This is a genomic window from Cedecea davisae DSM 4568 (genome assembly GCF_000412335.2).
In the GTDB taxonomy this organism is placed as follows: domain Bacteria; phylum Pseudomonadota; class Gammaproteobacteria; order Enterobacterales; family Enterobacteriaceae; genus Cedecea; species Cedecea davisae.
The window spans coordinates 4,714,324-4,727,126 of record NZ_KE161030.1 but is presented as its reverse complement, the minus strand read 5'-3'; the positions used below and the strand labels follow the sequence as shown (position 1 = coordinate 4,727,126).

General features: G+C 45.4%; 14 protein-coding genes. 3 read left to right on the top strand and 11 right to left on the bottom strand.

All coding sequences use genetic code 11. The features are described 5' to 3' along the window. Positions 1–10: 10 nt before the first annotated feature. Positions 11–1,258, top strand: coding sequence for an O-antigen ligase family protein (locus HMPREF0201_RS21540; RefSeq protein WP_016538894.1), 1,248 nt, complete (start codon positions 11–13; stop codon positions 1,256–1,258). 66 nt (positions 1,259–1,324) lie between these two features. On the opposite strand, the gene HMPREF0201_RS22790 is transcribed toward HMPREF0201_RS21540, so the two are convergent. The 7 genes from HMPREF0201_RS22790 to rfaQ form a co-directional block, all read right to left on the bottom strand. Then, positions 1,325–2,110 carry a glycosyltransferase family 25 protein gene (locus tag HMPREF0201_RS22790; RefSeq protein ID WP_016538893.1) on the bottom strand — a complete coding sequence of 262 codons (786 nt, stop codon included), beginning with the start codon at positions 2,108–2,110 and terminating at the stop codon, positions 1,325–1,327. A gap of 15 nt (positions 2,111–2,125) precedes the next feature. Next, entirely contained in the window at positions 2,126–3,157 is a 1,032-nt protein-coding gene (locus tag HMPREF0201_RS21535) for a glycosyltransferase family 8 protein (RefSeq protein ID WP_016538892.1), read from the bottom strand. 67 nt (positions 3,158–3,224) lie between these two features. Beyond that, a complete protein-coding gene (locus HMPREF0201_RS21530) occupies positions 3,225–4,235 on the bottom strand; it encodes a glycosyltransferase (RefSeq protein ID WP_016538891.1) in 1,011 nt (336 codons plus the stop codon). Between the two features lie 7 nt (positions 4,236–4,242). Beyond that, the gene (waaB, locus tag HMPREF0201_RS21525; RefSeq protein WP_016538890.1) at positions 4,243–5,316 is read right to left on the bottom strand and encodes a lipopolysaccharide 1,6-galactosyltransferase; all 1,074 of its coding nucleotides are present in this window, start codon (positions 5,314–5,316) and stop codon (positions 4,243–4,245) included. Positions 5,317–5,336: 20 nt separating this feature from the next. Continuing rightward, positions 5,337–6,134 (bottom strand): lipopolysaccharide core heptose(I) kinase RfaP, encoded by a 798-nt coding sequence (gene rfaP / locus HMPREF0201_RS21520; protein ID WP_016538889.1) that lies wholly within the window; start codon positions 6,132–6,134, stop codon positions 5,337–5,339. Then, positions 6,127–7,251, bottom strand: a complete 1,125-nt coding sequence (locus HMPREF0201_RS21515; protein WP_016538888.1) for a glycosyltransferase family 4 protein — start codon at positions 7,249–7,251, stop codon at positions 6,127–6,129. Before HMPREF0201_RS21515 ends, rfaP begins: the two co-directional genes overlap by 8 nt. Further along, positions 7,248–8,318, bottom strand: coding sequence for a lipopolysaccharide core heptosyltransferase RfaQ (gene rfaQ / locus HMPREF0201_RS21510; protein WP_039898998.1), 1,071 nt, complete (start codon positions 8,316–8,318; stop codon positions 7,248–7,250). Before rfaQ ends, HMPREF0201_RS21515 begins: the two co-directional genes overlap by 4 nt. Positions 8,319–8,696: 378 nt before the next feature. Between rfaQ and waaA the strand changes: the two genes are divergently transcribed. Beyond that, positions 8,697–9,974, top strand: coding sequence for a lipid IV(A) 3-deoxy-D-manno-octulosonic acid transferase (gene waaA, locus HMPREF0201_RS21505; protein ID WP_016538885.1), 1,278 nt, complete (start codon positions 8,697–8,699; stop codon positions 9,972–9,974). A gap of 8 nt (positions 9,975–9,982) precedes the next feature. After that, positions 9,983–10,462 (top strand): pantetheine-phosphate adenylyltransferase, encoded by a 480-nt coding sequence (gene coaD / locus HMPREF0201_RS21500; RefSeq protein WP_016538884.1) that lies wholly within the window; start codon positions 9,983–9,985, stop codon positions 10,460–10,462. Here the strand turns inward: coaD and mutM are convergent, their stop codons facing one another. From mutM to radC, 4 genes are all read right to left on the bottom strand, one after another. Further along, positions 10,463–11,272: a bifunctional DNA-formamidopyrimidine glycosylase/DNA-(apurinic or apyrimidinic site) lyase gene (mutM, locus tag HMPREF0201_RS21495; RefSeq protein ID WP_016538883.1), complete on the bottom strand. Its 810-nt coding sequence runs from the start codon at positions 11,270–11,272 to the stop codon at positions 10,463–10,465. Between the two features lie 68 nt (positions 11,273–11,340). After that, complete coding sequence (rpmG, locus tag HMPREF0201_RS21490; protein ID WP_001051798.1) at positions 11,341–11,508, bottom strand: 50S ribosomal protein L33; 168 nt, start codon at positions 11,506–11,508, stop codon at positions 11,341–11,343. 20 nt (positions 11,509–11,528) lie between these two features. Then, a complete protein-coding gene (rpmB, locus tag HMPREF0201_RS21485; protein ID WP_008457442.1) occupies positions 11,529–11,765 on the bottom strand; it encodes a 50S ribosomal protein L28 in 237 nt (78 codons plus the stop codon). A 214-nt stretch (positions 11,766–11,979) separates the two neighbouring features. After that, a complete protein-coding gene (gene radC / locus HMPREF0201_RS21480) occupies positions 11,980–12,657 on the bottom strand; it encodes a RadC family protein (RefSeq protein WP_016538882.1) in 678 nt (225 codons plus the stop codon). Positions 12,658–12,803 lie beyond the last annotated feature (146 nt).

The window sequence follows — 12,803 nt, the reverse complement described above, 5'->3', positions numbered from 1 at the left end:
AGAAATTATTATGATGATGCGAGAAAAATTTGATCAACTTTTATATATTTTAATATTAGCGCTAGGTTTTTTATCCTTACTATTGCTGCCATTCCAGCAAGGTTACGCCATGAAAGCGCTAAGAGCAGCCGGAGAGTTGGGCTTGCTGGCAATTTTCATATCACCCAAAAAATATCTCAACGGTAATACAAAATATATTTCTGCGTGTCTTTTTATTCTGGCACTACTGTCATTTTTATGGTTCAGGACATATAGGTCACCAGACTCACTATATTTTGGCGCTTATATCAATTATCGCGACTGGAGCCTGGCTGGATTGTTTGCGGCATTTGCCTTCCCGGTACTATCTAGTAACAGAAAAAATTCAGCTTCAATAATTAATATTCATCTATTGATCGCATTGCTAGTCAATATCCTTTACGTCGCTTATTCTTTTTATCAAATCGCGATTTTAAAAGAGCCTCGTGTAACATTATCGCTGGCATATGGCCCAAACTCCACTGGGGCTGCCTATACTATCTCATTTATTGCCACATATACACTCATAACAATTAGCTGGACTGTAAAAAAATTCAAAATCCCACTCATACTTATTTTCGCTTTTGCTAATATTGTTGCGATATCCCTCACTGGAACCCGAGCCGCAATAATTGCATTTCCAATTGTATTGCTATTTATCTTTTGGCATGAAATAAAACAACGGGATAAAAAAACAAAATTAAATAGTATTTTGTTATTAATATTTCTGAGTATTCTGTCCGCTGTTTTTCTGGCAAAGCCAGTAGCAAAAAGAATAATTGAAATGAAGAGTGATTTGACTCAATATGAAAACAGAAACTCAGCGACCTCAATCGGAGCACGCTTTGCTATGTATCAAGTTGGGATAGACTCATCTATTGATAACTATGCATGGCAATCACTTGAGAAAAGAAATCAGAAAATCTTAAGCATTATCCAGGATAATCCAGACTGGTCAGGAGCTAAACCATACCTGGGCGTGCATCTTCATAATCAGTTCATCGATACCCTTTCGACCATCGGTTGGATTGGAGTAATTTTAGATATCTTATTCTTAGCCAGCATATTACACTTTTCGCTTAATAATAAGTGTCTTTTAATAAGTGCCTATGCAATTCTTTTTCTACTATTTGGATTAAGTGACACGCTAACTTATGCCACTCCGGTACCATTAGCATGGCTATTAACATTAATGCTAACTTGCTCAGTGCGTAATAATAAAAAAATCAATGATAATTAGAAAAAATCGCTCAAGAAAGTAGTTTATTGCCTATAATAAAAAAGCATCTCTCTCGAGATGCTTTTTTTACTCAAAACTACCAAGCATAACGCGTAACTTATAACGCCATAAACGAAGTGATTTTTTAAATTTACTTACCTTTTTATCATCATTGTTTTTTCTTATATCGCAACGGCTTTTTTCCAAATGCGAGTTATTAATATTCACTAATGGATGAGTAACAACATCAGAAAAATATAAGTATTTCATCACATTATGGATAAATAATATTTTTCGATCGTCAACCAGGAAAAATCCATGAGATTCAAAAAGTTCAAGAGCACGTTGGCAATATATCCGATCTACAATATAAGAGCACGCTCGTGTGACCTTGTGTTTTTTATAAGTAGCGCGGCGAAAACGTACATTTCCGATGACCTGAGTATGACGCAGGCTTAGCCCAAACAACTGATACTCTGATGTTCCCTGTTGGCCCCCCAGAACGTAGGTGCTGTGTTGCTTAAGGCAATCCTGCCGGGAAGAAAGTTCTCGTAAGACATCTGCAAGCCGTCTATCAAAGGTAACATCATCTTCGAGTACCAGCGCCCAATCTATATTGTTATCAAGTATATGTTGATAAATTGAAAGGTGGCTGAGCGCGCATGCCTTTTCAGGAAGAGTCATCTCACCATACGAAGAATTCTGCTTCGGTTGAATATCTCGTATCCGGATATTAAATTCATCAGATCTATAATCTGTTGCGTCCCAAAATTGATAACTAATGCCATATTCAGCAAAGAGAGATGCTATCTTTCTCCGGCGTTCAGTGTCGCTTTTCAGAGAGATAACAAAAACGGGGAAATCAGTATTCATAGGCATTCTACATTTTTAAAGAGAACCGCGGTCACGCTGTTTTAATCTGCGATAAGCTATAACAGATCGTAAAGCTTTTAGATATCGCCCCTGATAGAGATAATGTTTATACTCTTCTTTATATTCTGATTTGCTTCTTGCCACAATATAGTCTTCACCTGACCACGGGCTCAGGTCATATATTCTCTGAAAATATAATGCTGAATCATAGTTTACCCAGTGATGCCAGGGCTTAGTCACGCCGGTATAATGGATAAACACGGTGTTATCAGAAATAAATTCCTTGTAATATAATTTATCTTTAAATTCAAACTCTGACTTAAGTGAATAGATAGTATTATATTTTTTATCAAGATAAATTAAATTGCCGAACAACAATATATTTAGAGCATCTTGATCAGGATATTTTAAACGCCCAGAATCTTTTTCATCCTGAATCATTTTAAATATCCTGGTCGTCAGCTGCTGCTGTTTCCAGATGACTAAATTAGCGAAAACAAATCCTGAGTTGAAATATTTTTTGGCGAAATCGATACCCAACCGATGATGTGTTTTCGCTTGTGTGCTTTCAATGTCTGGGACGACTGCAGCATAGTAACTACCTAAGGATAGGTGCTCCAACTCAGAAATACTGCCCTTACAAATAATATCAGAATCCAGATATAAAAGAGTCTCAACCTGTTCTGATAAATAATCAAATGCCAATAGCCTGTAATAAATTGAAAGTGGCCATATTGCATTAACAGGTAGAGCGCTTAATACTTTTTCGTCAACTTCATAAGTTACAATTGTAATGTTAAATTGTTGAGCAAGCTGATTCAGGCGTGAAGAATATTGATCGGATATGCTTTTCGAGAAAATATGAAAGAAATAGTAGCGATCGCTGTCCCGGTTGTGCTCAGCAATAGAAGCAATAGAAATTGCAGCACCTAACTGATAGTTAACGTCAGCGCCATAAGCAATATGAAAACCAGGTCTGCTTTCAATATCCTGCGCTCCATAGCTAAAGGAGTCTTTTTTATTAATGTATTGATTGAATGCGGTCATTTTTACCTGCGAGAAAGAATACGGAAAAACAGTAAACTCACGTTTCGCTGCTGTACGCTAGAGCAATTTATTTAAGTTTATACAAATAATATTTTGCCCAGCACACCATAGCAAGAAAGTATTTTTTTTGCCTGGTGAAATGCTTGGCTGCATAACGGCTTTGCGTCGCGGTTACAGGTTCAAGTAGCTTCTTACCTTCCCATGGCGACTGTTTTTTGGCATCCATAAAAGGCTGACTTGATGCATAATTCCCCCAGGCATGCCACGGCTTGGTTGGCCCTATATAATGAATAAAAACCGTTTCGGATTTAATAGGGACGCTGACATTATCTTTCAATTCATAGTTAAGACTGAATTGTGTATTATACTTTACATCCAGGAAGAGCAAATCACCGGCCAGTAAAATGTTGAGAATATCTTGATCGGGATAAGATATATACTCCTGAACCTCACGATCGTTAAGTAATGCCAGTGCTTTTTTAGTTATTTCCTGTTCAGCCCATCGCCCAGGGTTAACCAGCAGTACACCTGAGTTGAAATAACCATTCTTGATCGCCGGGCATCGCAGCTGACTGGCTCGCTTTTCCCACCATTCTTTCGACTCATCTGCAACCACTGCGGCGATGCTATCCCCCAGATCCAGCCTAATAAGTTCATCTAAAGGATTTTGACAAACAATATCAGAGTCGAGATACAGTACTCGTTCGCATTTTTCATTAAAATAATCAAAAATAATGAATCGATAGTAAATAGCCTTAGTCCAATTTTTCGTTATTGGCAAACCATTCAATTCGCTACCATCGATAACATAAACAGTTATCTTTATTTTATATGTTTTAGCTAAAGTAGAAAAATCATCCCTGGTTTGCGCAGAGAATTCATCGGTGAAAATATGGAATGAGAATTTATGTTGAGGGTTGCTGATAATCACGGAAGCAACTGCGACTCCACAACCCAGCAAAAAATTCTTATCCGTTCCAAAAGCAATAGTTAATGCTTCAGGATGACTATCACTCTGAAAATCGAGCTCTATTTTCTCGCAGATCACATCAGAGATATTTAAATAAGTAGAAGTCATAACATACTCAATTTTCAGAAAATATGGTTGAACTCATTCTCTCAAAATAAAGTTCATTATAAAAATGAGATATCGTCAAAGGAATATTTTGGTGGTTAATATTTATATCACCTGATATGGCCTTATTTAATAAATCAACAAAGTCATTAATTTTCGAAGGATTATAGAGATAGCCATTGATGCCATTCTGAATAATATCTTCTGGCCCCGCAACACAATCAGAGCTGATACACGGAATACCGTAAGACATTGCCTCAAGTAATACCATGCCAAACCCCTCAAACGATGAGGTAAGCAGCAGTGCAGTTACTGATTTTATTTGATTTTTAACCAGCCCCCATGGATCGGGTTGCCAGCCATGCCAGGTAATATTGGCATCAATATTCAACTGCTTACCGTATTCCTGACACTTTGCAAAATCGGACCCGTCACCAATTACATGCAACTGCCATGGCCCGGTAGTGTTTGCCAAACCGTCGAGTAAATCTTTGATTCTCTTTTGCCCTTCAAATTTCATGCGTCCGACATAGAGAAAGATTGCCACTTCCCCTTTAGCCGGAGCGGGGATGATTTCTGACTTCCGGCTTACGGGGTTATACACCAGACTAATGGCCGATTCCGGAACTCCTCGTGCCTGCATTTGTCTTTTGATACCGGAACTGATGGCTAAATGACGATCAGCATAAATGATACATTCAGCATGCTTTTTGTGATCCAGCGAGAAATGCGGCCAGGAATAAATTTTAAACTTCACGCCCGCTTTTTTTCTGGCTTTGTTCACCAGTAAGCAGGAAAGCACATCGATGCAAATCACCACTTCTGGTCGGTTTTCCTTTACCCATTGGCTAAATGCATAAACATGCTTTAGCTTGCGCAAAAATGATATTTTCTGGCTGCTAAAAGAATAAGAAACGTCCACACCCTGCAGCCATTGTTTGTCCATTTTGTCATTACGGCAAAAGAAAAACATGCTGCAATCATCAGGCTGAGCTTTATTTTGAAAAGCACCGATAACATCTTTAATTACCGTTTCCATTCCGCCAAACCCGGAAACGGACTCACCGACGAACGCTATTTTCATGAGGATTCTATATCAATAAATTAAAGAGATTTACGCTGTGTACGTTCACGGATTTTTTCCGCTTTAGCCTCAGCTCTGGCCAATAAAGCGGACTCCTGAGAGACGATTTCCCTGAGCGGACGATCAAAATAAACTCTCATAAACCGCCAAATATCCCGCTGAGTCAGCCCAATATTCATCGATGAGAAGTAAAGTCCGATGAGATCCTTGTCCCGCCAACGGAGAGGAGCTTTTGAACGAATCTGCGCGCGATGCAGGTCAATTACCGAAATCTTTAAGTCGCTTTCCTGACCATCAAACGGCAGATGCAATAAAAAGTGGCAAATGTAGCAATCACGATGGTTCACGCCGCCGCCGTGCATTTTGCGCACCATAGCGGCAACACGCCCGATCAGCATCCGCTTCACTTTCACATCAGGCGGGTTAGTTGCCCAGTCGGCGCAGTAATCTTCGAGGCTAATTGTTGGGGTCAGATCTTCGGTAATGATAAATGACGTTTTATTGATTGGATTCAGCCCTTTTTCACCAAATCCAACGCCCTGCATGGTGTCCACATCCAGCGCCTTCAGGCGATGAATAGCCTTCCATTCACGGTCGGCACCCAGGACCGGCATACGGAATGAAATAAGGTTTTTTACGACTTCTTTAAAGGCAGTGCCCTGGTGCCATTTCAGGAAATAGCTCTTTCCTGCGGCTTCGAAGCGAAGCGTGCGCCGGGTTTCCAGCTCGCGAAAAACCTCACCCTGAAGCTTTTTAACTTCAGCAAAAACATCCTTACCCCGCCAAAGGGAGGCAAAAGGCTCTTTTAAATCAACCACGCGGCTCCCCCACAATAATGTCAGCTGCTTTTTCTGCCAGGCTATAAATGTCCTGGGTGCAGGCGTAATGACGGGCATGTTCGGCCCAAAGTTGGCGCTGCTCTGTGTTCGTCAGAGCGCCAGATAAAGCCTCATTTAGCGACTTTTGATTAAACGGCTCGGCAATTACCCTGCCGCATTTTGCATCCGCAATATAATGCGCGTAGCCGCAAACCTCCGTCACAAGGATAGGCAATCCGGCTGCAATAGCCTCGAGCAGCACAATCCCGGCCGCCTCCTGATAGGCAGGGTGGATAAGCAAGTCGGCGGCAATCATCAGTTCAGAGACGTCATTTCGCCCGGAAAAGAAACGAACCCGGTTTTCCACGCCACGTTTTTGCGCTAATGCCTTAAAGCGCCCAGGTTTATCCTGGCCGACGACAAATAACGTGGTCCTGTTGCGAATGGCTTCTGGCAAAGCAGCAAGCGCCTCAATAGAGCGATCGACCCCTTTACGCGAAAAATCGGAACCTACCTGCAATACAAGGTAGTCCTCTGCGCCAATCTCATTTTTTTCCCGATAACGATCCCGGCTTCCTGGCTGATGGTTATCGAATCTACGATCGGGATAGATGCCGGGAGGAAGGATCAGGAAACGGGAGGATTCCGTGCCGTAGTGTTTTTCAAAGTCAGCGATTTGCTTATCCGTCAGCATAAGCAGTTTTGTCGGTTTTCCCTGCTCGAATGTGGCTCGTTCGAACTCCGCATAGTGTCGATAGCGGGAAGTCAGGCGGTAAAAGAAACCTTTTTCTTTTGCCACTTTCTCGGCGTAACAAACGTCGGCGGCGTAATAAACATCCAGGCCCGGCATTTTATTAAAGCCAACCACCCGCGCGACCGGATGCTGGCTTAGATGCGCCTTCACCCACTGATAATATTCGGCATTTCGGCCATGGTTTGTCTTCGAGCGAACCGGGACGGTAATAATCTCAAATTCTTCAGGCTTATCCCCTTGCCAGGACTGCACGTAAACGCGAACAACATGACCACGCGCTGCAACCGCCTGCGCAATACGCATGAAGTCCCGCTGCAGGCCACCAAAGGGAAAATATTTATACAGGCAAAAAGCAACGGTCATAGTGTTCCGCCAGTTTGTGGCTCTGCCTCAGTTACGGGGAGCATTTTTGAAACGGCGGCAATCACATCCTCTGCGGGGATAACCGACATGTATTTTTTATTCCGATCGAGCTGAGCTCGAGGGGGCATCGGTTGATAGTTACCCGCCCAGAACTGGGTAATCTGCTCGGTCCATGGACGCCAGTAAATATGATCCGTTGCGCCAAACAGGCTAATTACCGGCGTTTTCACCGCAGCAGCAATATGCCCGGGAGCAGAGTCAACGCCGATGAACAATGCCGCATGATCGATTAATGCGCCCAACTCGGGGAAACTCGTCTTGCCGGCGAGCGCCACAATCGGGGGGCGCTGGCAACCCTGTGCAATTTCGTTAACGCAGGCAAGGTCGGCAGCGCCTGGGCCGGAAGTCAATACAACTGGAAACCCCTTATCCTGCAAGAAATCAATAACCCGTGAAAACTTGTCGTTATCCCAGCATTTAAACAGCTGCCGGGCAGTCGGCTGGATGACAACATAGTTATCTCTGACACCTTGCTCATCCAGCATTCCACGAATCTTCTGCCAGTCCGCCGGGGCATAAAACAGGGTCGTTTCGGTACAGAAATCGGTAATGCCCAAAGGAGCCAGAACGGAAAGACTGGCTTCAACCACATGATCGCCAACAACAGGAGCAAGATGGGTGAAGCTATTTTTCCAGAACGATGATTGCCGATGATCGTAATCCTGGGAAATTTTTACCGCCGGGCCAAGGCAACGAACCATCATTGCCACGCTCCACTGATCGGTCAGGTTTACTATCAGATCATATTGGTTCTTTCGCAGGCGGCTTATCAGCGAGAGGAAATTACTGATTTTCTTTCCGGTCTTTACGCCTTTGTTGCTTATACCGTAACTTGCATTGATTTCTGGGTTTCCAGAAAGAATCGGAATCGTATCCTGATACTGCAGGACATCTATTTTTGCTTCAGGATAGTTGCGCTTGAGGGTACCGATCACGGGCGTTGTCAGCAACATATCGCCGTGAAAGCGCATTTTTATCACCAGAATTCTTTTAAATGTCGTATTCACCGTCGGCTCTTAATATCAGCAATACTGAAAAACAAAAAAACACGCTACCGCCCCAGGCTCAACAGCTACCTGTCCACTGACAACGTGTTCATTTTTATATCTAGTGTATCACTTATTCCCGGCCATTCCGAAACGAATATCCCTAAGCATAACAACATGATAAGAATAGAAATATTGTTACGTGTACATCATGACGAAAGGCTATTTCCGGTCAATTTTAGCCCCTTTATAGCTAACCTAAGCAGAAAGCGAAAACCCGGGTGCGCACCATCCCGGTGCAATGCGCATAGCTTTTAAGCCAAATAGGGGAAAAGTAATGGCAAAGCTCAGGTTAAATACATAGAATCCCCAGCACATTCATAATGTCAGTCATGTCCTATGCTTCAGTTGCTTTACACCACACTGCTTTACCTCATACAGCCACTCATCTGGCTGCGATTGTGGGTGCGCGGTCGTAAAGCTCCCGCATACCGCAAACGCATCGGCGAACGCTACGGTTTCTATAAAAAACCGCTTAAGCCAGGCGGCATCATGCTGCATTCCGTTTCCGTCGGGGAAACGCTCGCGGCCATACCACTGGTCCGGGCCCTGCGCCATCGCTACCCTGAGCTCCCGATTACCGTCACCACTATGACACCAACGGGCTCGGAGCGGGTTATGTCCGCTTTTGGGGAAGACGTTCAGCACGTCTACCTGCCTTACGATTTACCCTGCGCGCTCAACCGCTTCCTGAATAAAGTCGATCCGAAGCTGGTGCTGATTATGGAAACAGAGCTGTGGCCAAACCTGATAGCAGCATTGCACAAACGCTACATTCCATTAGTCATAGCCAACGCCAGGCTTTCTGCTCGCTCCGCTAAAGGTTATGCAAAACTGGGCCAGTTTGTCCGCACGCTGCTGCAGCGCATTACGCTGATTGCTGCGCAGAATGAAGAAGACGGCGAGCGCTTTGTCGCGCTTGGTGCAAAGCGCAGCCAGCTAACGGTAACAGGCAGCCTGAAATTTGATATTTCAGTTACGCCTCAGCTTGCCGCCCGGGCGGTAACGTTACGCCGCCAGTGGGCACCTCATCGCCCGGTTTGGATAGCAACCAGCACGCATGAAGGTGAAGAGAGCATTATTCTTCAGGCCCATCAAACGCTGCTCAAACAATTCCCTAATTTGTTGCTGATTCTCGTGCCACGTCACCCGGAACGCTTCCCGGACGCCGTAAACCTGGTGCGAAATGCCGGATTAAGTTACACAACGCGCTCATCCGGCGAAGTCCCGTCCTCAGGTACTCAGGTTGTTATCGGCGATACGATGGGTGAGTTAATGCTGCTGTACGGCATCGCAGACTTAGCTTTTGTGGGGGGCTCATTAGTAGAAAGAGGCGGCCATAACCCTCTGGAGCCTGCTGCACACGCCATTCCCGTATTGATGGGGCCACACACTTTTAACTTCAAAGATATCTGTGCCCGCCTGTCACAAGCAGACGGCCTGATTACAGTGATCGACGACCAGTCATTAGTAAAAGAGATTGCGTCTTTGCTCACCGATGAAGATTATCGTAACTTCTATGGCCGCCATGCCGTGGAAGTGCTCTATCAGAATCAGGGCGCCTTACAGCGCCTGCTACAGCTGCTGGAACCCTATCTCCCCCCAAAAACACACTAAGGTCTGATATGCAAAAGCGGGCAATCTATCCGGGAACCTTCGATCCCATCACCAACGGCCATCTTGATATCATTACCCGTGCTGCCAGTATGTTTGATCGGGTGATCCTTGCGATTGCTGCCAGCCCCAGCAAAAATGCTTTATTTACGCTGGAAGAGCGTGTTGCTCTGGCACAACAGGCCGTGGCGCATCTTCCCGGCGTTGAGGTGATCGGCTTTAGTGATTTAATGGCAAATTTTGCCCGTAAGCAGCGGGCAAATGTGCTGGTTCGTGGTTTGCGCACCGCCGCTGATTTTGAATATGAGATGCAGCTGGCGCATATGAACCGCCATTTAATGCCGGAGCTGGAAAGCGTATTTCTGATGCCGTCGAAAGAGTGGTCGTTTGTCTCTTCTTCACTGGTAAAAGAAGTGGCCCGCCATCACGGAGACGTCGCCCACTTCCTGCCAGAGCATGTTTGCAAAGCTCTTATCGAACGGCTTAAATAATTACCGCTGGCAGCGACGGCAATAATAAGTGCTGCGCTGCCCGTGCTTACCGGCAACAATCGGCGCACCACATACCCGGCACGGTTCACCTGCCCGACCATAAACTTGCAGTTCCTGCGCAAAGTATCCCGGTTTACCATCAGACTGAAGAAAGTCTTTTAGCGTTGTCCCGCCCTGCTCAATTGAACGCAGCAGTACCGCTTTGATCGTCGCGACTAAAATTTCAGACTCACGTTTCGAGAGTGAATTTGCTGCCCTGTCAGGGTGGATCCCGGCGGCAAACAGCGACTCGCTGGCATAGATATTCCCCACGCCAACCACAAGTTTGTTATCCATTAACCACGGTTTGATCGCCGTTTTCTTTTTCGCCGATTTCTCACGCAGGTAATCAGCGTTAAATTCATCGCTCAGCGGTTCTGGCCCAAGATGAGACAGAACATTACTGCCCTCAAGCTCTTTAGCCCATAACCACGCCCCGAAACGGCGCGGATCTGTATAGCGCAGAACTTTGCCGTTACTCATAACCAGATCAACATGATCGTGCTTCTCTGCGGGAAGCTCGTCCTGAAGGATCCTCAGGCTACCGGACATACCAAGATGGATGATTATCCAGCCGTCCGGCAGTTCCAGCAGTAAATACTTTGCCCGACGCTGTACGCTCAGCACCGGCTTATCGCTCAGGGCATGAATTTCATCGGATACCGGCCAACGCAAACGTGAATTGCGTACCACGGCATGCAAAATCGTTTGGCCGACCAGATGCGGTTCAATACCGCGGCGGCTGGTTTCAACCTCTGGTAATTCAGGCATCGCTCCTCCGGGAAACAGGCATAAAAAAACCCGGCCTGAGCCGGGTTTCTTCAACAAAGTTACCAGAATTATTTAATTTTGGCTTCTTTGTAAATAACGTGCTGACGGACAACTGGATCGAACTTTTTCAGTTCCAGTTTTTCCGGCTTAGTACGCTTGTTCTTCGTGGTGGTATAGAAGTGACCAGTACCAGCAGAAGAAACCAGCTTGATTTTCTCACGAATACCTTTAGCCATGATTTATTTCCTCTAAGTACTTAGTACTTTTCGCCACGGGCACGCAGTTCAGACAGAACTGTATCGATGCCTTTCTTATCAATTACACGCATACCTTTAGCAGATACGCGCAGGGTGACAAAACGCTTCTCGCTCTCAACCCAAAAACGGTGAGAGTGCAGGTTCGGCAGGAAACGGCGTTTAGTCGCGTTCAGTGCGTGGGAACGGTTATTACCGGTCGCCGGACGCTTGCCAGTAACTTGGCAGACTCGGGACATGTCTATTCTCCAAAAATCAAATTAGCTCGAGCTTCGTATAGGGTTAGGCGCCTCGTCAGGCTGCAAGCCTGGTCCCTGGCGGTTCAATGTGAACCACAGTGCCAGGCGCATAATGCCAAACCCGAGATTCTCAAAGGTGGCGTAGTATACGCTGTGTGAGGCATGTGCTCAAGTCCCGAACAGACAAAGATCCCTATGGATCGCGCTCATTGGCCTAAATCCACCCTCGCTCAGCGAAAGAAACGTACTCTCCATGGCCAATAACCAGATGATCAAGCACCTGAATCTCCATAAACAGGCAGACTTTAACGATACGCTCTGTTATGGCCCGGTCGGCTTTGCTCGGCTCAGCCTTACCTGAAGGGTGGTTGTGCGCCAGTATAATAGCTGCGGCGTTACATTTCATCGCTTCGCGCACAATTTGTCGCGGATGAACCTCAACGTGCCCCAGCGTACCGGCAAAAAGGCGCTCACATTTGATGGCCTGATGCTGATTATTCAGAAACAACACCAGAAAAACCTCTCGTTCTTCGGTCATTATCTGGCTTTGGATGTATTCGCGCACCTTCCCAGGGTTGAGCAGAGAAAGCTCACTCACTCCCTGAGAAGAGTAATAGCGCCTTGCCAGCTCGGCTATTGCATTCAGTTGGGTATATTTTGCAACACCGATTCCGTTCACTTTTTCGAAATGAGAAAAGTCGGCTGACAGTAGGCGATGCAGTGAACCAAACTCACGCAATAACATGTTGGCAAAAACCAGAACGTGCATCCCCCGGCACCCGGTTCGTAAAAATAGCGCCAACAGTTCGGTATCGGTTAGCGAACTGACGCCAAACTTCAGCAACTTTTCACGCGGCAACGTCGATTTTTCAATAGCATTATTCCCTTTCATGGCATCCCCTCCTGGCTTACCCACGCTATAGTGCGACGTTTTTTCTTATCGGGCGATTCCGGATTACTGTCTTGCGTAATGCCTCGCAAACAGCAAAAAGTCCCCTGCCGGGGATTGTGATAAAATAGCCTCCTGACTGTGACTTC

Coding starts and splice junctions, on each gene's coding strand:
- HMPREF0201_RS21540 (WP_016538894.1), top strand. CDS start 11: ATGATGATGCGAGAAAAATTTGATCAACTTTTATATATTTTAATATTA.
- HMPREF0201_RS22790 (WP_016538893.1), bottom strand. CDS start 2,110: ATGAATACTGATTTCCCCGTTTTTGTTATCTCTCTGAAAAGCGACACT.
- HMPREF0201_RS21535 (WP_016538892.1), bottom strand. CDS start 3,157: ATGACCGCATTCAATCAATACATTAATAAAAAAGACTCCTTTAGCTAT.
- HMPREF0201_RS21530 (WP_016538891.1), bottom strand. CDS start 4,235: ATGACTTCTACTTATTTAAATATCTCTGATGTGATCTGCGAGAAAATA.
- waaB (WP_016538890.1), bottom strand. CDS start 5,316: ATGAAAATAGCGTTCGTCGGTGAGTCCGTTTCCGGGTTTGGCGGAATG.
- HMPREF0201_RS21515 (WP_016538888.1), bottom strand. CDS start 7,251: ATGACCGTTGCTTTTTGCCTGTATAAATATTTTCCCTTTGGTGGCCTG.
- waaA (WP_016538885.1), top strand. CDS start 8,697: ATGCTTCAGTTGCTTTACACCACACTGCTTTACCTCATACAGCCACTC.
- coaD (WP_016538884.1), top strand. CDS start 9,983: ATGCAAAAGCGGGCAATCTATCCGGGAACCTTCGATCCCATCACCAAC.
- mutM (WP_016538883.1), bottom strand. CDS start 11,272: ATGCCTGAATTACCAGAGGTTGAAACCAGCCGCCGCGGTATTGAACCG.
- rpmG (WP_001051798.1), bottom strand. CDS start 11,508: ATGGCTAAAGGTATTCGTGAGAAAATCAAGCTGGTTTCTTCTGCTGGT.
- rpmB (WP_008457442.1), bottom strand. CDS start 11,765: ATGTCCCGAGTCTGCCAAGTTACTGGCAAGCGTCCGGCGACCGGTAAT.
- radC (WP_016538882.1), bottom strand. CDS start 12,657: ATGAAAGGGAATAATGCTATTGAAAAATCGACGTTGCCGCGTGAAAAG.